Source organism: Martelella limonii, assembly GCF_013344475.1.
GTDB classification, from domain to species: domain Bacteria; phylum Pseudomonadota; class Alphaproteobacteria; order Rhizobiales; family Rhizobiaceae; genus Martelella; species Martelella limonii.
This window is the reverse complement of the sequence record NZ_JABUOU010000002.1, coordinates 388,467-408,399: the sequence shown is the minus strand read 5'-3', so window position 1 is coordinate 408,399 and position 19,933 is coordinate 388,467. Positions and strand designations below refer to the sequence as shown.

17 protein-coding genes are annotated in these 19,933 nt (G+C 61.0%); 11 read left to right on the top strand and 6 right to left on the bottom strand.

The features are described 5' to 3' along the window. Positions 1 to 42 precede the first annotated feature (42 nt). The 3 genes from purB to HPQ62_RS07105 all read left to right on the top strand — a co-directional run bounded on the left by purB (position 43) and on the right by HPQ62_RS07105 (position 4,750). Entirely contained in the window at positions 43 to 1,350 is a 1,308-nt protein-coding gene (gene purB, locus HPQ62_RS07115; protein ID WP_174801959.1) for an adenylosuccinate lyase, read from the top strand. A 45-nt stretch (positions 1,351 to 1,395) separates the two neighbouring features. Further along, on the top strand, positions 1,396 to 1,944 hold the full coding sequence (locus tag HPQ62_RS07110) for an RBBP9/YdeN family alpha/beta hydrolase (RefSeq protein ID WP_174801818.1): 549 nt from the start codon (positions 1,396 to 1,398) through the stop codon (positions 1,942 to 1,944). Between the two features lie 265 nt (positions 1,945 to 2,209). Continuing rightward, positions 2,210 to 4,750 carry a sensor domain-containing protein gene (locus HPQ62_RS07105; protein ID WP_174801817.1) on the top strand — a complete coding sequence of 847 codons (2,541 nt, stop codon included), beginning with the start codon at positions 2,210 to 2,212 and terminating at the stop codon, positions 4,748 to 4,750. 153 nt (positions 4,751 to 4,903) lie between these two features. On the opposite strand, the gene HPQ62_RS07100 is transcribed toward HPQ62_RS07105, so the two are convergent. From HPQ62_RS07100 to tpiA, 3 genes are all read right to left on the bottom strand, one after another. Next, positions 4,904 to 6,535, bottom strand: coding sequence for a CTP synthase (locus tag HPQ62_RS07100; protein ID WP_174801816.1), 1,632 nt, complete (start codon positions 6,533 to 6,535; stop codon positions 4,904 to 4,906). Between the two features lie 174 nt (positions 6,536 to 6,709). Further along, entirely contained in the window at positions 6,710 to 7,138 is a 429-nt protein-coding gene (gene secG, locus HPQ62_RS07095; RefSeq protein WP_174801815.1) for a preprotein translocase subunit SecG, read from the bottom strand. A gap of 133 nt (positions 7,139 to 7,271) precedes the next feature. Continuing rightward, positions 7,272 to 8,048 (bottom strand): triose-phosphate isomerase, encoded by a 777-nt coding sequence (gene tpiA, locus HPQ62_RS07090; protein ID WP_174801814.1) that lies wholly within the window; start codon positions 8,046 to 8,048, stop codon positions 7,272 to 7,274. Between the two features lie 292 nt (positions 8,049 to 8,340). Here tpiA and parE point away from each other — a divergent pair, with 292 nt between their 5' ends. From parE to HPQ62_RS07065, 5 genes are all read left to right on the top strand, one after another. Continuing rightward, on the top strand, positions 8,341 to 10,404 hold the full coding sequence (parE, locus tag HPQ62_RS07085) for a DNA topoisomerase IV subunit B (RefSeq protein WP_174801813.1): 2,064 nt from the start codon (positions 8,341 to 8,343) through the stop codon (positions 10,402 to 10,404). Positions 10,405 to 10,504: 100 nt separating this feature from the next. Next, positions 10,505 to 11,656, top strand: coding sequence for an esterase-like activity of phytase family protein (locus HPQ62_RS07080; RefSeq protein ID WP_174801812.1), 1,152 nt, complete (start codon positions 10,505 to 10,507; stop codon positions 11,654 to 11,656). Positions 11,657 to 11,868: 212 nt separating this feature from the next. Then, entirely contained in the window at positions 11,869 to 12,852 is a 984-nt protein-coding gene (locus HPQ62_RS07075) for a patatin-like phospholipase family protein (protein ID WP_174801811.1), read from the top strand. 16 nt (positions 12,853 to 12,868) lie between these two features. Then, complete coding sequence (locus HPQ62_RS07070; RefSeq protein WP_174801810.1) at positions 12,869 to 14,542, top strand: alpha/beta hydrolase; 1,674 nt, start codon at positions 12,869 to 12,871, stop codon at positions 14,540 to 14,542. A 265-nt stretch (positions 14,543 to 14,807) separates the two neighbouring features. Continuing rightward, a complete protein-coding gene (locus HPQ62_RS07065) occupies positions 14,808 to 15,518 on the top strand; it encodes a L,D-transpeptidase (protein WP_174801809.1) in 711 nt (236 codons plus the stop codon). Positions 15,519 to 15,560: 42 nt separating this feature from the next. Here the strand turns inward: HPQ62_RS07065 and HPQ62_RS07060 are convergent, their stop codons facing one another. Continuing rightward, positions 15,561 to 16,034 carry a winged helix-turn-helix transcriptional regulator gene (locus HPQ62_RS07060; protein WP_174801808.1) on the bottom strand — a complete coding sequence of 158 codons (474 nt, stop codon included), beginning with the start codon at positions 16,032 to 16,034 and terminating at the stop codon, positions 15,561 to 15,563. 174 nt (positions 16,035 to 16,208) lie between these two features. On the opposite strand from HPQ62_RS07060, the gene HPQ62_RS07055 reads away from it, so the two are divergent. After that, complete coding sequence (locus HPQ62_RS07055; protein WP_342343680.1) at positions 16,209 to 16,775, top strand: NADPH-dependent FMN reductase; 567 nt, start codon at positions 16,209 to 16,211, stop codon at positions 16,773 to 16,775. A gap of 185 nt (positions 16,776 to 16,960) precedes the next feature. Continuing rightward, a complete protein-coding gene (locus HPQ62_RS07050) occupies positions 16,961 to 17,635 on the top strand; it encodes a hypothetical protein (RefSeq protein WP_174801807.1) in 675 nt (224 codons plus the stop codon). A gap of 9 nt (positions 17,636 to 17,644) precedes the next feature. Here HPQ62_RS07050 and HPQ62_RS07045 read toward each other — a convergent pair whose 3' ends face one another. Both HPQ62_RS07045 and HPQ62_RS07040 read right to left on the bottom strand, forming a co-directional pair. Continuing rightward, positions 17,645 to 18,253, bottom strand: coding sequence for a flavin reductase family protein (locus HPQ62_RS07045; RefSeq protein ID WP_174801806.1), 609 nt, complete (start codon positions 18,251 to 18,253; stop codon positions 17,645 to 17,647). Positions 18,254 to 18,255: 2 nt separating this feature from the next. After that, complete coding sequence (locus HPQ62_RS07040) at positions 18,256 to 18,840, bottom strand: nitroreductase family protein (RefSeq protein WP_342343679.1); 585 nt, start codon at positions 18,838 to 18,840, stop codon at positions 18,256 to 18,258. Positions 18,841 to 18,960: 120 nt separating this feature from the next. Here HPQ62_RS07040 and HPQ62_RS07035 point away from each other — a divergent pair, with 120 nt between their 5' ends. After that, positions 18,961 to 19,917 carry a hypothetical protein gene (locus HPQ62_RS07035; RefSeq protein ID WP_174801804.1) on the top strand — a complete coding sequence of 319 codons (957 nt, stop codon included), beginning with the start codon at positions 18,961 to 18,963 and terminating at the stop codon, positions 19,915 to 19,917. Positions 19,918 to 19,933: the final 16 nt, after the last annotated feature.

Sequence of the window (19,933 nt, the reverse complement as noted above, 5' to 3'; positions counted from 1 at the left end):
CTATGCGCTGTGCCAGATCAAAACGTGAAGGACGAAGCCTCGATGATACCGCGTTACTCCCGCCCCGAGATGACGGAAATCTGGTCGCCGGAAACGAAATTCCGCATCTGGTTTGAGATCGAGGCGCATGCCTGCAACGCGCTCGCCGAAATCGGCGTCATTCCGGAAAGTGCTGCTAAGACCATTTGGGAAAAGGGCAGTGCCGCGACCTTCGATGTCGCCCGGATCGACGAGATCGAGGCTGTCACCAAGCACGACGTCATCGCCTTCCTGACGCACCTCGCCGAAATCGTCGGCCCGGATGCCCGCTTCGTGCACCAGGGCATGACCTCTTCCGACGTGCTCGACACCTGCTTCAACGTTCAGCTGGTGCGCGCATCCGACCTCCTGCTTGCCGATCTCGACAAGCTGCTGGAAGCGCTGAAGCGCCGCGCCTTCGAGCACAAGGACACGATCACGATCGGCCGTTCGCATGGTATCCATGCCGAGCCGACAACCTTCGGCGTCAAGCTTGCCCAGGCCTATGCGGAATTCTCCCGCTGCCGTGACCGGATGGTCGCTGCGCGCGAGGAAATCGCCACCTGCGCGATCTCCGGCGCTGTCGGCACCTTCGCCAATATTGATCCGCGCGTGGAAGAACATGTCGCAGAAGCCTTGGGACTGAAGGCCGAGCCGGTTTCGACCCAGGTGATCCCGCGCGACCGCCATGCAATGTATTTTGCCACGCTCGGTGTCATTGCCTCTTCGGTCGAGCGGCTTGCCACCGAAATCCGCCACCTGCAGCGCACAGAAGTGCTCGAGGCAGAGGAATATTTCTCGCCGGGCCAGAAGGGCTCTTCGGCGATGCCGCACAAGCGCAATCCGGTTCTGACCGAAAACCTCACAGGGCTTGCCCGCATGGTGCGCTCCTTCGCGATGCCGGCCATGGAAAACGTGGCGCTCTGGCATGAGCGCGACATTTCCCACTCCTCGGTCGAGCGCATGATCGGCCCGGATGCGACAGTGACGCTCGATTTCGCGCTGGCGCGACTGACCGGCGTGATCGACAAGCTGCTCATCTACCCCGATACGATGATGAACAATCTCAACAAGTTCAGGGGTCTCGTCCATTCCCAGCGCGTGCTTCTCGCCCTCACCCAGGCGGGTGTATCGCGCGAGGACGCCTATCGTCTGGTCCAGCGCAATGCGATGCGCGTCTGGGAAGAAGGCAAGGATTTCCTTGAGGAGCTGCTCGCCGATGAAGAAGTGCGCGCCGCCCTCCCGGAAGAGGTGATCCGCGAAAAGTTCGATCTCGGCTACCACACCAAGCATGCCGATACGATCTTCAAGCGCGTGTTCGGCGAAGCGTAACGCCCCGCTCAGCAGCTGACCAGAAACCAAGACGGCCCTTCGCGCATGAAAGCCTCAGAAGCAGACATCATCCTGATCCCCGGCTACAAGAATGCCGGGCCCGGTCATTGGCAAAGCCGTTGGGAGCAGAAGCTCTCGACCGCCCGCCGCGTCGAACAGGCCGAATGGACGAAGCCGGTGAAGGAAGACTGGGTGGCAACCCTCGCGGAGGCGGTCAACGCCTCCGAGAAGCCCGTTGTGCTCGTTGCCCACTCGCTCGGCATTCCGACCGCGATCCATGCTCTTCCAATGTTCGAAAAGCCGGTCGCGGGCGCTTTCTTCGTGGCGCCGCCGGAAGTCGACAACCCGAAAATCCGCCCGAAGCACCTTCAGACCTTCGGTCCCTACCCGCGTGATCCCCTGCCGTTTCCGAGCATCGTGATTGCGAGCCGCAACGATTCCTTCGGTTCGTTCGAACACGCCGGCGATATCGCCAATGCCTGGGGCTCTGCCTTCTTCGATGCAGGAGAAGTCGGCCACATCAACGAGGAAGACGGGTTCGGGCCATGGCCGGAGGGCACGCTGATGTTCGGCCGGTTCCTTTCTCGTCTCTGAAAATGACAGGTTGGGAAATTAGACCTTTACTTACCAAAGCATGGCCTAATTTTGGCATTAACCCGCCGATTTCCTTATCCCTTTCAAAACCCAATTGACTTTCATCGGTCAACGGGCACACTTTCTCTGTTGGTCTATGATGACTTTGGAATCCCGATCGGCAAGAATGGCAGCATTCGGGAGCGCGGGCCGGCCTTGTGTGGCATTCGAATAGGAATCGCTAGCCTGCACCGGCGAGGTACGCCCTTCAGCAAGGGGACAGAAGTTGGCGGAGGACGATAAGTGTTTCTGGAGTTCTGGTGCAATCGCATCGGCGGCGATCGAGAATTCGGCCGTCGCGATGGTTGCGCTTGATCTTCAGAGCTGTTCCATCCTCGGCATCAACAATAGCTTCCAGGCGATAGCCCCCGGCAGGTATTTGATCGGCGCGAACATCACCGATTGGGTGCATGATGATGACCGTCCCTTGCTTCATGCGCTGCTGTCGCCTGACCCGGACCATGGGAAATCCAGTGCGCGTGAGATCAGGTTCGGCCAGCGCCCGGGCGGCCCCTGGCGCTGGATGCTTTGCAGCCTATCTTCACTGCCATCCGAACATGACAAACGGCGCGGGCTGCTGAGTTGTGCCAATATCGATGGCTCGAAGGTCAGGGAAATCGAGGCCAACGAGCGCGGGCGCCGCTGGGATTTTGCCCTTGTGAGTTCAGGACTAGGCGTGTGGGACCACGACTACCGCAACAGCCAGTTCTTCTACTCGCAGACATGGCTCAGCATGCGCGGTTTCCCCAGCGGCGGCCCTCCCCCCTTCTCCTCCACAGAGGAATGGTTGGAATCCGTCCATCCCGACGACCGCGCCTTCGTGGCCAAGGCGATCGCGCATCAGAAAACCGGTGATCCGCAATACATGAATTTCGAGTATCGCGAGCGCCATGCGGATGGCCACTGGATATGGATCGAATGCCGCGGTGATGCGGTTGCCTATCTGCCAGATCACACTCCGGCGCGAATCGTCGGCACCGACCGCGATATCACCGACCGCAAGAATGATGAGCTCCTGCTTGCGCGCACCCGCCAGCGTCTGGAGCTGGCGCTGAGCACGTCCCGCATCGGCGTATTCGAGTTCAACCAGACGAGCGGCATCGTCCACGCCGACGCCCGCATCGGGGAAATCTACGGACTGGACGACCAGCCGTCAGTCTTCGATGTCGAACGCCTCAGCAGTCTGGTGGACGCCGACGACGCAGAGCGCATTCGGACAAATTCACTCTCACTCGCGCCCGAGGACGAGCCGCTCTCCGATGAGTTCACGATCATTCGCGAAAGCGACGGCGTCGTTCGCCATATCCGCTGCCTGATCACCAAGCGGATCGACGAAGAGGGCCAGAACTACATCCTCTGCATCAACTGGGACGTCACCGACGAGGTGCGTCTGCGCCAGGACCTGACGACCGCCAAGCAGCTCGCGGAGGCGCGAAATTTCGAACTCGACCGCGCCAAGTCGGACATCGAACAGGCCGCGCTCCACGACTATCTGACGGCCCTGCCCAATCGCCGCTTTCTCGACGACGAACTCAGCCGCCGTGTCGATATGATCGCCTCGTCGAACAGCAAACTCGCTCTCGTCCAGATCGACATCGATGATTTCAAGGCGGTCAACGACACCTATGGGCATGGCGCAGGCGATGCGGTGCTGCGTCACGCCGCCAAGGTGCTTCTCAGCGCCAGCCGCCACAACGACTTCGTCGCGCGCATGGGTGGCGACGAATTCGGCCTGCTCATCAACCTCGGTAACGGTGCAGGCGGCGTCGAGCAGGTGGCGCGACGCCTGCTCCTGGAAATGTCGAAACCGATCGAGTTCGCGGGCGAACGTATCCGGGTGGGCGCCTGTATCGGTATCGTGACGGCAGATGACTGCGGCGATGATCTGTCGGCGGGCACGATGCTGAAAAACAGCGACCTCGCCATCAAGCGCGCCAAGCAGATGGGCCGCAACCGCATCGCCTATTACACGCCCGATCTGAAATTCGCCGTCGCCGTCAACCGCACGCCGACGGACCGCCTGATGCAGGCTGTGGAAGACAATGATTTCATCCCCTTCTACCAGCCGCAATATGATGCGCGGACGCTGAAACTCGCAGGCGTGGAAACGCTCGCGCGCTGGCGCCACGCCGATGGCAGCTTCGGACCGCCGGCAGAGTTTCTCTCGCTGGCCGAAACGCTGAACCTGATGAACATGATCGACACCAGCATCATGGGGCAGGCTGTAGGCGATTTCCGGCGCTGGAGCGAGCTCGGCCTCGACCCCCCGCGCATGTCGCTCAACCTGTCGCCGCGCCGCCTCAGCGATCCCGCACTGGTTTCAACGCTGGAGACGTTCGATCTGCCAACCGGAAAGCTGACCTTTGAATTGCTGGAATCGATATTCCTTGATGAGCCTGACGATATCAGCGCATACAATCTGAAGCAGTTGAGACGGCTGGGCATCGGCATCGATGTCGACGATTTCGGGACGGGCTACACGTCGATCACGGGCTTGCTCAAGGTCGCGCCCAACAGCCTGAAGATTGCCCGGGAACTGATCATGCCGCTCACCCGCTCGCCGCACCAGCGTGCCATTGTGAAATCAATTGTCGATATTGCAAAGACGTTGAAAATCAAGGTCATCGCCGAAGGCGTAGAAACGAAACGCCATGCCGAAATCGTCACCGAACTTGGCTGCGACGTGCTCCAGGGATACTGGCTGAACCGTCCGATGGCGGCCGACGCCTTCGAAACCGTGCTGCGCCGTCAGATGGAAGCGGCTTGATGGAAGAGTGCTGTGCGGGCCGCGCTCGTCGAGAGCATGTTGCAGTGAGTCAGGACCATCTCACGTCAGCGAACTCGCCATAGGCGAACTTGCCATCACACCATGAGAAAGGGCGGCATCGCGTGTTCAACAAGCGCGATGCCGCCCCGGATCTTATACCAGACGGCTCTGTTCCAGAGCAGCCTCGATGAAGCTTGCAAACAGCGGATGCGGCTCCAGCGGGCGGCTCTTCAGCTCCGGATGATACTGGACGCCGATGAACCAGGGATGGTCGGCATATTCGATCGTTTCCGGCAGAACGCCGTCCGGCGACGTTCCTGAGAACACCAGGCCGCAGGCTTCGAGCTTGTCGCGATATCCGAAATTCACCTCGTAGCGGTGACGGTGACGCTCGGAAATCTCGTTCGAACCGTAGATCTCGGCGATCTTGGTATCTTCGCCGAGCCGCGCCTTGTAGGCGCCAAGGCGCATCGTACCGCCCAGATCGTCGCTGTCGGAACGCTTCTCGAGCGTATTGCCCTTCACCCATTCGGTCATCAGACCGACGACCGGCTCCGGGGCGTTGCGGTCAAATTCGGTCGAGGAAGCATCCTTGATACCGGCAAGATTGCGCGCGGCTTCGATCACCGCCATCTGCATGCCGAAGCAGATGCCGAAATAGGGCACCTTGTGCATACGCGCAAACCGGGCCGCCTGGATCTTGCCTTCCGAACCGCGCTCGCCGAAGCCGCCCGGCACCAGAATGCCGTGAACCTTTTCCAGATAGGGCGACGGGTCTTCCTTCTCGAAGATCTCGGATTCGATCCATTCGAGATTGACCTTCACCCGGTTGGCGATGCCGCCATGGTGAAGCGCCTCGATCAGGGATTTGTAGGCATCCTTGAGCCCGGTATACTTGCCGACGATCGCGATCGTGACCTCGCCTTCCGGCGTGCGGATACGCTCCCCGACTTCTTTCCACGCATCCATGCGCGGGACCGGAGCCGGGTCTATTCCGAAGGCATTCAGAACTTCGTCGTCAAGACCCTCTCGGTGATAGGCGAGCGGCACATCGTAGATATTGGCGACATCGAGTGCCTGGATGACGGCGGACGAGCGCACATTGCAGAACAGCGAGAGCTTGCGGCGCTCGGCTTCCGGGATCTCGCGATCGGCGCGGACCAGGAGGATATCGGGGTGGATGCCGAGGGCCTGCAGTTCCTTCACCGAATGCTGGGTCGGCTTGGTCTTCAGCTCGCCGGCCGCCGGAATGTAGGGCATCAGCGTCAGATGGACATAGACGGCATTGCCGCGCGGCAGATCATTGCCGAGCTGGCGGATCGCCTCCATGAACGGCATAGCCTCGATATCGCCCACCGTGCCGCCGATCTCGCAGAGCACGAAATCGAAATCGTCATTGCCCTCAAGCACGAAATCCTTGATCTCGTTGGTCACATGCGGGATGACCTGGACGGTCGCGCCGAGATAGTCGCCGCGGCGTTCCTTGTCGAGAATGTTCTTGTAGATCCGGCCGGTGGTGATGTTGTCGGTCCTGGTGGCCGAGCGGCCCGTGAAGCGCTCGTAGTGACCGAGATCGAGGTCGGTTTCCGCCCCGTCGTCGGTGACGAACACTTCGCCATGCTGGGTCGGGCTCATCGTGCCCGGATCGACGTTGAGATAGGGGTCGAGTTTCCGAAGACGGACCCTGTAGCCCCGTGACTGCAGCAATGCACCGAGAGCTGCTGCGGCAATGCCTTTTCCAAGTGAGGAAACCACGCCGCCTGTGATGAATATATATCGCGCCATGGGCTTATTCCGATACCGTTTCCGGACCGATTCTGCCAGAGCCTATTTCAAAAAAGCGCCCGGAGCCGGTCAATTGTCAAAACAATACCGCTTCGTCCGCGCTTGCGCGGGACGAGCGGCTACAAAGAAAATCCGGCGGAAAACCGCCGGATGATGTCAGTTCTGTTTCGGCGCTCAGTTGCCGGTCGGAACGCCGGTGGCGTTCGAGTTCTCTGCCGGCGTGCTGACGGCCGGAGCCGACGCGTCGCCGTCCGTCGGAACGCCGCCCGTTTCGGACGTTGCCGGGCTCGTGGTCGAGATCGAGCCGCCAAGCTGGTCCAGAATCCCCTGGCCATCGGTTTCGGCGTTCTGCTCGATCCGGTCCAGAATATCGGAGGGGTTGCCCTGGTAACGGGCAAGAATGCCGAGCGCGAGCGAGGTCACGAAAAACAACGTTGCAAGAATGGCCGTGGTACGCGTCAGCGCATTGGCCGTGCCGCGCGCGGTCATGAAACCGGAACCACCGCCGATGCCGAGCCCGCCGCCTTCAGACCTCTGGATGAGGATCACACCAGCCAGCGCAACGACGATTATCAGGTGAATTACGATCAGTACCGTCTGCATGAATGTCCAATCCGGCCCCGCCATCAAGGTCCGGGCCCGCTAGAATAACTGGCGTCTCTCTACATGAGGCGGACGCGCAATCCAACCCCTTTTTCTGGCCGTTTTGGCCGAGATCCGAACTCCGGCATAAAGATCAGGAGGTCAGGATATCCTCATAGGCCCGGTAGATGGCGAGAAAATCGTCCGCTTTCAAGCTGGCGCCCCCGATCAGCGCGCCGTTGACATTGGCAACGCTCAGCAGTTCACGCGCATTCGCAGGCTTCACCGAGCCGCCGTAAAGCAGTCGGAAACCCTCGCCTGCCGCGCCGAAGCGCTCGACGAGGTCCGCGCGGATGGCGGCATGGACGTCCTCGACCTGTTCCGGACCCGGCGTCTGGCCGGTTCCGATCGCCCAGATCGGTTCGTAGGCGATCACCGTATTCTCCGGAGTCGCATCATCGGGCAGCGACTCGACAAGCTGGGTCTTCATCACGTCCATGGTGCGCCCGGCCGCATGTTCTTCGCGCGTTTCGCCAATGCATATGATCGCGGTCAGGCCCTGATCATAGGCAGCCCGCGCCTTTTTGGAAACGGTGTGGTTGCTTTCATGATGCTCGGCGCGGCGCTCGGAATGGCCGACGATGACGTGGCTCGCAAAGCAGTCGGCAATCATCTCGGCGGAGATGTCGCCGGTATGGGCGCCCGAACGCGCCTTCTCATGGCAGTCCTGCGCGCCGATCAGAAGCTTGGTATCGACGGTCAGCGTGGTTGCGACATAGATGAGCGTTGCGGGCGGGCAGATCAGCGCGTCGAGCTTCTCGGACAATGCGCCGCTGACCCCTTCGGAAATGGCCCGGATCTGATCGAGCGAGGCGCGGGTGCCGTTCATTTTCCAGTTTCCGGCAACCATCGGGCGTATTGCGGCAGTCATTGTCATGTCTCTCCCGTTTCAAATGATTTCAGAACGCTTTGTGGCCGGGCGATCCGGCATGGTCTACCGTTTTCTTACCTTTCAACGCCATCGTCAAAGGAAGTTTCGCTGCGCGCTGTTTGACTCAGGGCCCAATCGCGGCTTTATAAGCGCAAACAGGCTATCCACACCCTGCCGGCGACAAATGGGCGCAGCATCGCTTCCCGATCAAAACTTTGCCAGAATGACGGGGTGATTCGCCCAGACCGCGCCAGCAGTGGCCGCAACCGACCTCAACAGGCTGCCAGACACGATGGACAACAGCAAAGACCTCTTCGCCGATATCGGCGGCAGCAAGCCCGCAGCGCCGGAACCATCCGCGCCAGCGACACCTGCTGCCCAACGCTCGCAGCCGCTGGAAACGCCTGCCTCGAAATCCATCGACAACAGCGGCTATGGCGCCTCCTCGATCCGTGTGCTGGAAGGCCTAGAGCCCGTGCGGATGCGGCCGGGCATGTATATCGGCGGCACCGACGACAAGGCGCTTCACCATCTCTTTGCCGAAGTCATCGACAACTCCATGGACGAGGCGGTGGCCGGCCATGCGGATTTCATCGACGTCCACCTCGATACCGATGGCTTCCTGACCGTGACCGACAACGGCCGCGGCATTCCGGTCGAAAACCATCCGCAGGTGCCGGGCAAGTCGACGCTCGAAGTGATCATGACCAAGCTCCATGCCGGCGGCAAGTTTGATGGCAAGGCCTACGAGACCTCCGGCGGCCTGCACGGCGTCGGCGTGTCGGTGGTCAACGCACTGTCCGACCTTCTCGAAGTCGAGGTCGCGCGCGACCGGAGGCTCTACCGCCAGCGCTTTTCACGCGGCGTGCCCCAGGGCGGGCTTGAGGATTGCGGACCGATCCAGAACCGGCGCGGCACCCGGATCCGGTTCCATCCCGATGCCGAAATCTTCGGGCCGCGCGCGAAATTCGATCCGGCCCGGCTGTTCCGCATGGCGCGCTCCAAGGCCTATCTCTTTGGCGGCGTGAAGATCCGCTGGTCCTGCGATCCTTCGCTTGTCGAGGGCAAGGAAGACCTGCCGGAAAAGGCCGAGTTCCATTTTCCGGGCGGGCTGAAGGATTATCTCGCCGCAACCATCGGCAAGGACTTCACCGTCACCCGCGAAATCTTCGCAGGGAAGACCGAAAAGACCGGCGGGCATGGTGCCGTCGAATGGGCCGTGGCCTGGTATGGCGGCGATCCGAACGTCCATTCCTATTGCAACACCATTCCCACGCCGGAGGGCGGCACCCATGAGGCGGGCCTGCGCCAGGCGCTGATGCGCGGCCTCAAGAACTATGCCGAGATGATCAGCAACAAGCGCGGCGCCCAGATCACCACGGATGACGTGATGATTTCAGCTGTGGGCATGCTCTCCGTATTCATCCGCGAGCCGGAATTCGTCGGCCAGACCAAGGACAGGCTTGCAACCGGCGAGGCCCAGCGGATCGTCGAGAACGCGCTGCGCGATCCCTTCGACCTCTACTTATCGGCAAATCCCGCGGAAGCGGAAAAGCTGCTGGACTGGGTCATCGAACGCTCCGAAGAGCGGCTGCGCCGGCGCAAGGAGCGCGAGGTCAACCGCAAGACCGCCGTCAAGAAGCTGCGCTTGCCCGGCAAGCTTGCCGACTGTTCGCAGAACACGGCGGCAGGCGCGGAACTGTTTCTGGTCGAGGGCGATTCGGCCGGCGGCTCCGCCAAGCAGGCGCGCAACCGTGCCAATCAGGCCATCCTGCCCTTGCGCGGCAAGATCCTGAACGTTGCGAGTGCAGGCCGCGACAAGTTCACATCCAACCAGCTTCTGGCCGACCTGATCCAGGCGCTCGGCTGCGGCACGCGCTCCAAATATCGCGAGGAAGACCTGCGCTACGAGCGCATCGTGATCATGACCGATGCGGACGTCGATGGCGCCCATATCGCCTCGCTGCTGATCACCTTCTTCTACAGCGAGATGCCGGAACTGATCCGCCAGGGCCATCTCTTCCTCGCCGTGCCGCCGCTCTACAAGCTCACCCAGGGCGGCAAGACCGCCTATGCCCGCGACGACCGCCACCGCGAGGAGCTGATGCAGACGATGTTCACGGGTCGCGGCAAGGTCGAGATCAGCCGGTTCAAGGGTCTTGGCGAGATGCTGCCTAGCCAGCTCAAGGAAACCACCATGGACCCGAAGAAGCGGACGATGCTGCGCGTCGATATCGACGAGATCGATTTCGAGGGCACCAAGGCGGCCGTGGAAGACCTGATGGGCACCAAGCCGGAAGCGCGCTTCCGCTTCATCCAGGAAAACGCAGCCTTTGCGGAAAATCTGGATATCTGACGGCGGTCCGCCAACTGGCGCGGGATGTCACACGCCTGATAAGCCCTCGTGGCAGTAGCTCGATGACGGTCAAATCCGCCGTCTGAAACGAGGTGCTGCCATGAAATCCCTGCTCTCCACCACTGCGCTCTTCCTCGCGCTCGCCGCCTTCGCCAATGCGGCCGACGGCGGCCGGATGATCGCTGTCGATTGCCCGATCAATGATTGCGACAGCCCCGTTCGCCTGACCTTTGCGGGCGAATATTCCATCGACACCGGAACGATGATCGACGGCGTCGAATTCGGCGGCATTTCCGGGATCGACTACGACGCGCGAACCGGCCGGTACATCGCTATCTCCGACGACCGCTCGCAGAAGGCCCCGGCGCGCTTTTACGCGCTCGCGATCACCGCGTCTCAGGATGGCATCGCCGATGTCGCGGTGCTCGACACCGTGACGTTGCAGGATCAGGATGGAACGGCATTTGCGGAAAAATCCGTCGATCCCGAACAGATCCGCATTCTCGGCGACAGGCTGGTCTGGGCAAGCGAGGGTGACGGCAAGGCCATGATCCCGCCCTTCATCCGGATCGCCTCGCATGATGGTGCGTTCGAGCGGGAATTCAGCCTCCCGGAGGGCTTCGCGCCGAGCGCAAACCAAACAACGGGCATTCGCAACAACAATGCCTTCGAGAGCATCGCACTCCTTCCCTCAGGCGACATCATCGTCGCCAACGAGGCAGCGCTCTATCAGGACGGCCCCGCCTCGTCGCTCACAACAGCAAGCCCCACTCGCTTGGTGCGCTATGACGCTGCGAGCGGCCAGCCAGTGGCGCAATATGTCTACATGATCGACCCGATTCCCCACGCCCCGGTCAATGGCGGCGAATGGAACGACAATGGCCTCTCCGACATGCTGGCCCTTGATGATACCCACCTGCTGGCCGCAGAGCGCAGCTTTGCCGAAAATCGCGGCTTCACGATCCGCATCTTCATGGTCGATCTCGACGGCGCGACAGATGTACACAACATCCCTTCGCTTTCTGAAACCGACCAGCCGGTGGTCCCCGTCGCCAAATCGATGATCCTCGATCTCGGCGCCATCGGGATCGCGCCCGACAATATCGAGGCTATGACGCTCGGCAAGGCGGAGGATGGTTCACCGATGCTGGTGCTTGCTTCGGACAACAATTTCAATTCCGACCAGAAGACCCAGTTCCTGGCCTTCACCATCGAAGCCCTGCCGGGAGAGGGGACAGTCCTCAAACACTGACCGGAAACGGAAAGGGGCGCAGTCTGCGCCCCTTCTTGATGTGAATTTTATGGTTAACAAACAATTAGATAAAGGCCACTTTAAAAGTATCGCGCAAGATACTTAAAGCACTTTCTCGCAAACTGGCCGAAATGGGAGGGAGGCCGCGCTTGCCGGGGCCTCTGCGGCTCATTATAGTCATGGTGCCCGAAAAGAAAAAACTCGGAGAAACAATGACTTCGCGCCGCAACTTCATGATCGCCTCGGCAATCGGCCTGGCAAGCGCCACGGGGCTTGCCAAAGCGCAGAGCCGACCCGGAACCGTGACCTCCAAGATGCCGAGTGTAGCGCTGGAAAGCAACCCGCAAACGAGGATCGACCGGCCGCAAGGAACAGGCGAGTTCGCCCTTGCGCTTGGCGGCGGAGCGGCCAAGGCCTATGCCCATATTCCCTATTTGCAGAGCCTCGACTCCCTTGGCATTCGTCCGAAGCAGATGTCCGGCACCTCGATGGGATCCATCATTGGCGGGCTGTATGCAGGCGGCATGAGCGGCACCGAGATCCGCGAATATGCCATCGACCTCCTCACCCATCGACGCTCCCTGATCAAGCGCCTTCTGGTCGACACCGGCGACACCTGGGGATCGCTGCTGAACCTGATGCGCCCGGCCGTGATCGAGCCTGAAGTGCTGTTCAAGGCGCTTATGCCGGAGGAATTGCCGGAGACGTTCGACAAGCTCGGCATTCCGTTTGCAATCGTGGCGACCGATTTCTACCAGCAGAGCGAACATGTGATGCGCGACGGCCCGCTGCTCTCCGCCATCGCCGCCTCTTCCGCCCTGCCGGTGCTGCTGACGCCCGTCAGCCGGGATGGCAGGGTTCTGATCGACGGCGGCTTCGTCAATCCTACGCCCTTCGACATTCTGGATGCCGACCGCTATTTCACCATCGGCATCGATGTCACCGGCTCCACGATCGAGGACGATGGCGCGATTCCGGGCTCGCTTGAGACCTGGGCCGGCTCGTTTTCGATCACCGAACATTCGATCGTTGTGGAAAAGCTGAAGAATGCAGCGCCTGATCTTTTGGTAACGCCTGATGTAGGTCGATATAAACCGCTGGATTTCTTCAACATCGAAGCCATTCTCGCAAGCGTTGACAAGGAACAGGACGCCTTCAAGCGTCAGATCGAAACGCTCGTCGAGCACAACAATTAAGAACGGGTCGCCCGCAATGCAGACGCAAACGCCAGGAACCGCGCGCTGGTTTGATATCAGCTTTTTCGCCCTCGCGCTCGGATTGGCGTTCTTCGCCGCTTCGCTCACCCCTTCCCTGATCCCGCGCGCCTGGCCGTTGCAGGGCGTGCTGGCGGGGCTTGTGATGGCGCTCGGCTACATGATCGGCCGGTTTTTCGTGACGCTCTGGAAGAGCCTGCAATTCCCCGAACCGCGCGGGCGCCTGCGCATCGGGGTCCAGGCTGTGCTGGTGGTCATGGCGCTTGCACTCGTGATCTTCTGCCTTTCGATGTTCACCGCTTGGCAGAATTCGGTGCGCTCGCGGGTGGATATGGAACTGCTCGAAGGCGGCACGGTGCTCGGCATCGTCGCGATCGGAATTGCCGTCTTCTTCATCCTGTTTCTGATCGGCGCGGCGTTCCAGAAGGCTTTCGATCTCGTCCGGTTCTGGCTCTACCGGGTGATGTCGCCGCGGGCGGCCAACCTTCTCGGTATTGTCGCCGTGCTCCTCGCCATCATCGTTGCGAGCCGCGACTGGGTGGTGCCGGCGATCTTCGATTTCCTCGACCAGAGTTATGAAACAGCGCAGGACCTGTTCGAAACGGCTCCGCCCGCCCCCACCGATCCTCAGATTGCCGGCGGTCCCGGTTCGCTCGCCAGCTGGGAGGCGATGGGCCAGCCTGGCCGCAACTTCGTGACCAGCGCCGCCTCGGCCGAAGATATTGGCACCTTTACCGGACGGGAGGCCGAACGCCCGATCAGGGTCTATGTCGGCAGGTCCCAGGCCGACGACCCGCATGAGCGCGCAAAGATCGCACTCGAGGAGATGATACGCCTCGGCGCCTTCGACCGGCGCTATCTGATGATCGCAAGCCCGACGGGCACGGGCTGGCTCGATCCGGGCGCGCATGATACGTTCGAATACATGCACAATGGCGACGTCGCGACGGTCGCGGTGCAGTACTCCTTCCTGCAATCGCCGCTGGCGCTGATCTTCGAAACCGATACGGGTCTGGAGCAGGCCACGGCCACCACCGAGGAATTCTACCGCTACTGGCGCACCCTGCCGGAAGACAGCAGGCCGGAACTCTACATGCATGGGATCAGCCTTGGCGCCTGGTCGTCGATGTATTCCTTCAACGTCTTCCAGATGCTGGACGTGCCCGTCGCCGGCGCGCTCTGGGCCGGTCCGCCCTTCCCCTCCTATCTCTGGCGCCACACGGTTGCGGCCCGCAATGCCGGTACGCCCTACGTGCTGCCGGAGATCGACGACAACGCCGTCGTACGGTTCTCCTCCCAGTTCAGGACGCCGGAGCAGGAGGGCGATGACTGGGGCAGGATCAGGATCAACTTTCTGCAATATGCATCTGATCCGATTGTGTTTTTCGAGCCGAATTCAAGCTTTCGCGAACCGGAGTGGATGCGCGAGCCGCCCGCGCCCGACGTCTCACCCTATCTGAAGTTCGTCCCCGTCGTCACGCAGTTCCAGCTTGCACTCGACATGGCGCTTTCCAAGGCATTGCCGGGTGGTTTCGGGCACAACTATCTTGCCCGCGACTATATCGACGCCTGGGTGGCGGTATCGCCACCGGAGGACTGGTCGCCGGAGCGGACCGAGGCTCTGAAGGCCATCTGCAATCTGGGCAAGGACACCGGCTGCGCGGTGCAATAAAAGGCGACGCACAAAGGCAGCCCACTTTTGAGAACGCAGTCTTAAAGAAGCAGCTTTCAGGGCTTTCATGGGACAACCCGGCGGATGAACCGCTCAGGACATTCACCGGTTTGGTGCTGCTTTGCAGCGAAATGCGTGTTTTCCGCCACACTCGCCTAATCAAGTGATCTGTTCCCGTGATTGTGAACACGCGCCGCTATGAACCGAAAGGTCGGTCGGATAAAAGCCCTAATTGATAGACGCATTACAAATTCAAGAGGCTTGAATGCTCGTTGATAAAACGATGTCGCGCCGGACATTTCTTCTCGGCGCCGTTTCGACCACCGCTGTGCTTGCCGGCTGCGTTAGCCAGCGCGATATCACCCCGATCGTGCCGCCTGCCCCGACCAAACCGCCTGTACAGGACGGCCCCTATACCGTCGCCGAGCTCGAAGCCATGTATGGCCCGGTTGAAGACAACGGCTATATGATTCCGGCCGTGCCCTATCAGCAGATCGACCCGATATACTATCGTCAGCGCGTGATCGACCCGACCGGCGAAGCGCCCGGTACCGTTGTCGTCGATACACCCAATCGCTTCCTCTATCTGGTTGAACCCGATGGCACCGCGATGCGCTATGGCGTAGGCATCGGCCGCGCTGGCTTCTCCTGGGGCGGCAATGGCGTGATCAAGTGGAAGCAGGAATGGCCGAAGTGGTTCCCGCCGGCCGAAATGATCGAACGCGATCCGAAGCTCAAGGAATATTCGGAAAAGAACGGCGGCATGCCAGCTGGTCTGATGAACCCGCTCGGCGCCCGCGCGCTCTATATTTTCGAAAACGGCAAGGACACGCTTTATCGCGTCCACGGCAACCCGGACTGGACATCGATCGGCAAGGCGGTTTCGTCGGGCTGCATCCGCATGATCAACCAGGATGTCATCGACCTCTATAATCGAGTCGACAACCTGCCGACGCCGATCGTCGTCTATCAGTAAGACACGGATCCCCGGCTTGCCGGGGAACCCATCGGAGGCGCGCTACTTGCTGTCGTAAGCGGCGCGCGCCTCTTCGATATGCGCGATATTGTCGCGCACCCAATCCCCGAGATAAAGCACCGGATCGCTCAGCGAACGCCCAAGTCCGGTCAGCGCATACTCAACCTGCGGCGGGTTCGTCGGATAGGTCGTGCGGCTGATCAGTCCGTCGCGCTCCAGCGCCTTGAGCACACGCGTCAGCATCTGCTGCGAGATCCCGTCGATCCGGCGCTTCAGGGCATTGAAGCGGCAGGGACCGTCGATCAGCACGATGATGATCAGCATCGACCATTTGTCGCCGACGCGCTGCAGGATCGGTGCAACATTACGACACCGCTCCAGCACATGGCGGGTTTCCGGGCGGGTTTCCGGGCGCGTTTCCGCCCGTACTGCGGATGCCAGTTCTAGCCTTGCCTCGGGCAAATTTTCGGGCTTTACCCGCACTTGCACGCTGGGCTTTTTATCGGTGGCAGTCATATCAAAGTGACCTGGTCAAAATCATGTGCGCTCTTGCACGACTGTATGCAGTCACTTATTTTTATCAAGTCATTTTTTGTGACCAACTATGGTTGCATTCCTCCCAGGACGATGACACCCGGAAACGGGACATGACATTTCAGTTCGCCGCAGACGGCGGCAAGGAGACTTATTGTGAAACTCAACATCATTATCGGCAGCACCCGCCCCGGCCGCGTCAGCCCGAAGATTGCAAAATGGGTGGAAAGCGTTGCCCGCGAACACGGCAAATTCGAAGTCGAGCTCGTCGATCTTGCCGATTTCAACCTGCCCCTGCTCGATGAGCCGGCGCATCCGCGCATGCAGAAATACGAGCACGAGCACACGAAGAAGTGGAGCGCCAGCGTTTCGGCAGCCGACGCCTTCGTGTTCGTCACGCCGGAATATGACTACTTCCCGACCGCAGCGCTGATCAATGCCATTCAGGCCCTGTCGCTCGAATGGGGCTACAAGCCGGCAGGCGTGGTCAGCTATGGCGGCATTTCCGGCGGCCTGCGCGCAGCCCAGGAACTGCGCACCCTTCTCGGAAATCTCAATGTTCACGCCATTCCGCAGGTCGTGCCGGTTCCGCTGTTCCCGAAATTCATCGACGAGAACGGCACCTTCACGGCGGTCGAAGAAATGAACGCTGGCGCCAAGGCGATGCTCGACGAGCTCTACAAGTGGACCGGCCCGCTGGCCGGCATGCGCAACCAAGGCTGATTCGTCATGCAGCAGCGTCATTCTGCCGGTCTGGCGCTGGCTGCATTGTCAAAAAACGCAAAAACTTCATACAGCCGAAGCAAATTCGACATAAATGAAGTGGATACCCGCGCCCGCCGCTTGAAACCGGCGGGCGTTTTGTCATTCTTCAGCCCGTCGAGGAGACCCGGGTTGGAGGCGTGAGAATGGACATTCGTCGCATGAAAGTCTGGCTGATGGGATCCGATGAGGCCCTGCCCCTCGAACCCAGCGAAAACCGGCCTGACTGTCTCTGTCTTTCGGTCGCAGGTGAGACCGATCTCGCCGGCCGGGTTGAAAGCCTGCGCACCCTGATGCCGTCGCTGCCGATCTTCCTGATCTGCGAACCCATCTCGAAAGCCTATAACATTGCAGATTTTTCCGAGGCCGCGAAATGCGCGCCGGATGGCATTATCCTGCGCGGCGTGGAAAGCGCTGCCCGCATCCAGATGGCGGAAACACTGCTGCGCGTGGCCGAAGCGCGCCAGGGCCTTAAGGAAAACGCGATCGCGCTGATCGCCATGATCGGCGACAATGGCGGCGGCCTTCTGAATGCCCGCCATTTCGTCCACAAGGCAGGCCGCCTGATTGCGCTCGGCTACGACGCCGAACCGCTTGAGGGCGATCAGGGCGGCGCTGACATCGTGCGCCACGGCGCCGTCGCTACCATGCTGGCCGCGCGCAATCTCGGCATTCCGGCAATCGATTTCACCGGCACCGCGAGCGCCGCTGCCGCTTTCCGCACCGCATGCGACACGGCCGCGCGCACCGGCTTTGCTGGCAAGCTTGCCCGCAACCCGGAACATATCGGCATCATCAAGACCGCCTTCGGCACGGCCTGAAAGCTTTTCTCAGCGGCTTGTCGGCCGTTTCAGCTGGAACGGCTCGCCGCCATCGGCGTAATCCATATAACCCATACGCGCGACCGGGCGGACCTTCTTCATATCCAGAAGTCCGTTCTCGCTGATCGCTTCATCCCGGATGTGGATTCCCACAACCTGGCCGAAAACCATCCGGTTCGGGCTGTCGAAACCTTCGAGCGTCGGCGCGGCCATGGTCGTCGTCAGGCGGCATTCCAGCACCGCATAGGCTTCCGCCACATAAGGCGCATCGACGAGGCGGCCGGCAAGCGCCGTCAGGCCCGCGGCTTCGAACTCGCTCTCGCCGCGGGCAAGGGGCGCGGAAGTGACGTTCATCTTCTCCACGAGGTCGCGGCTGACCAGATTGGCGGTGAAGACGCCGGTCTCGACGATATTGGTGAAGCTGTCCTTGACGGTATCAGACGAGAACATGACAACCGGCGGGTCTGAAGAGACCGCGTTGAAAAACGAATAGGGCGCAAGATTCAGCGCCCCGTCCCTGCTTTTGGACCCGATCCAGCCGATCGGCCGGGGGCTGACGATCGCCTTGAACGGATCATGCGGCAGCCCGTGAGCATTGGACTCGGTGGTGTAGAACATGATCAAAATTCCCCTTGCCATGTCACGACGTCTGAAAGCTCCGGCCGCACGCGTTCGAACGGCGCCTCGGTGCGGGTGCCGATGTGAATGAAGCCCGCAACCTTTTCATCCGGCGCGATGCCAAGGGCTTCGGTGGCGCGCTCATCGAAAGCGTACCATTCCGTCAACCAGGTGGCACCGTAACCGAAGGCGTTGGCGGCAACGACGAGATTGTAGCAGACCGCGCCCGCAGACATGACCTGTTCCCATTCAGGGATCTTGGGGTGGACCGCTGCCCGGCTGACGACGGCGATCACCAGCGGCGCCCGCGCCAGACGGTCGCGCTCGAGCTGAAGCCGTTCCGGCGAGGACGCGGGGTCATCCGAGTTTACGATTTCCGCCAGTTTGTCGCCCGCGTCGTGCCGCGCCTCTCCGGCAAACACGATGAAGCGCCAGGGCGCCAGCTTGCCATGGTCGGGGATGCGGGACGCGATCGTCAGCATTTCCTCGACCTCCTGTCTTTGAGGACCGGGTTCTGCCAGTTGCAGCACGGGGGTCGAGCGGCGGGTCTTGAGGAAGTCGACTAGGGTTTCGTTCTTGGCAGTCACGGCAGGCCTCATCGGTCAAAAAATCACGCGGCGCTCTTGAAAACGCCACGATAATCAGGTCACAACGCAGTCGAGCCATGAAGTGAACATTTGCATTGAGCAAGTCAACCGGCGAGCAGAATGTATCCGCACAGAACGCCCCGACGCCCGATCCTTCAGACTGCAGTGCTTGTGCTGGCGGGGCTGATCGCGACGGCCCCTGCAAGCCTTGCACAATCGACGCCGTCCGTTCACTCCGACGATCCCTTCTCGATGATGCGCGGCACGCAGGAACCCGGCGAAAAGCGCCCGGTCAAGCTTGAGGCCCGCCTCGCCGAAGGCGGCAACGTCATGCGTGACGGCCTTTTCTGGCGGGTGTTCACGACCATTCCCGATACCGACGGCCATCTGAAACTCGTCGCCTCGGCCGAGGGCGGCAGCAAGACGATAAACCTGTCTCCCGGCGACTACTTCATCAACTGCGCCTTTGGGCGGGCTTCGGCGACGCGCAAGGTGCGCATCACCCACGAAGCCGGCGCCGGCGAGCAGATTTCCTTCGTGCTGAATGCGGGCGGACTGATGCTCAATGGCCGTCTCGGCGACAAGAAGCCGGCAGACAACACGCAGCTGACATTCGCCGTTTTCGAGGATCGCAACGAAAGGCGCGATCTGGTCGCGGAAAATATTGCTCCCGGCAGTATCCTGCGCCTGCGCGCCGGAACCTATGATGTCGTTTCGACCTACGGATCGCTGAATGCGGAGACCCATGCCCGCCTCAAGGTCAAGGCGGGTGAGATCACCGATGCCAAGCTGAAGATCAACGCAGCCGAGGTGAGCCTCCGGCTTGTCGGCAGCAAGGGCGGTGAAGCGATGGCCGATACCGCATGGACGGTGCTTGGCGCCTCGGGCGATGTCCTGACCGAAAGCAGCAGCGCGATGCCGACGATGATCCTTGCCGAGGGCAGCTACACGGCGGTCGCCCGCAACCAGGACAAGCTGTTCGAAAAGAACTTTACCGTCACCTCCGGCGAAGGCCAGAATGTGGAGCTCCTGCTGTCCGACGATCAGGCCAATACCGATGGTGAAGCCTACGACTGACGGCATGCCCGCGGCA

What these genes read in the sequence shown, in the direction of transcription:
- HPQ62_RS07065 (WP_174801809.1), top strand. Translation starts at nt 14,808, where the DNA reads ATGCTCGTTGATAAAACGATGTCGCGCCGGACATTTCTTCTCGGCGCC.
- HPQ62_RS07035 (WP_174801804.1), top strand. Translation starts at nt 18,961, where the DNA reads ATGTATCCGCACAGAACGCCCCGACGCCCGATCCTTCAGACTGCAGTG.
- HPQ62_RS07060 (WP_174801808.1), bottom strand. Translation starts at nt 16,034, where the DNA reads ATGACTGCCACCGATAAAAAGCCCAGCGTGCAAGTGCGGGTAAAGCCC.
- HPQ62_RS07110 (WP_174801818.1), top strand. Translation starts at nt 1,396, where the DNA reads ATGAAAGCCTCAGAAGCAGACATCATCCTGATCCCCGGCTACAAGAAT.
- HPQ62_RS07075 (WP_174801811.1), top strand. Translation starts at nt 11,869, where the DNA reads ATGACTTCGCGCCGCAACTTCATGATCGCCTCGGCAATCGGCCTGGCA.
- purB (WP_174801959.1), top strand. Translation starts at nt 43, where the DNA reads ATGATACCGCGTTACTCCCGCCCCGAGATGACGGAAATCTGGTCGCCG.
- HPQ62_RS07100 (WP_174801816.1), bottom strand. Translation starts at nt 6,535, where the DNA reads ATGGCGCGATATATATTCATCACAGGCGGCGTGGTTTCCTCACTTGGA.
- parE (WP_174801813.1), top strand. Translation starts at nt 8,341, where the DNA reads ATGGACAACAGCAAAGACCTCTTCGCCGATATCGGCGGCAGCAAGCCC.
- secG (WP_174801815.1), bottom strand. Translation starts at nt 7,138, where the DNA reads ATGCAGACGGTACTGATCGTAATTCACCTGATAATCGTCGTTGCGCTG.
- HPQ62_RS07080 (WP_174801812.1), top strand. Translation starts at nt 10,505, where the DNA reads ATGAAATCCCTGCTCTCCACCACTGCGCTCTTCCTCGCGCTCGCCGCC.
- HPQ62_RS07050 (WP_174801807.1), top strand. Translation starts at nt 16,961, where the DNA reads ATGGACATTCGTCGCATGAAAGTCTGGCTGATGGGATCCGATGAGGCC.
- HPQ62_RS07070 (WP_174801810.1), top strand. Translation starts at nt 12,869, where the DNA reads ATGCAGACGCAAACGCCAGGAACCGCGCGCTGGTTTGATATCAGCTTT.
- tpiA (WP_174801814.1), bottom strand. Translation starts at nt 8,048, where the DNA reads ATGACTGCCGCAATACGCCCGATGGTTGCCGGAAACTGGAAAATGAAC.
- HPQ62_RS07045 (WP_174801806.1), bottom strand. Translation starts at nt 18,253, where the DNA reads ATGTTCTACACCACCGAGTCCAATGCTCACGGGCTGCCGCATGATCCG.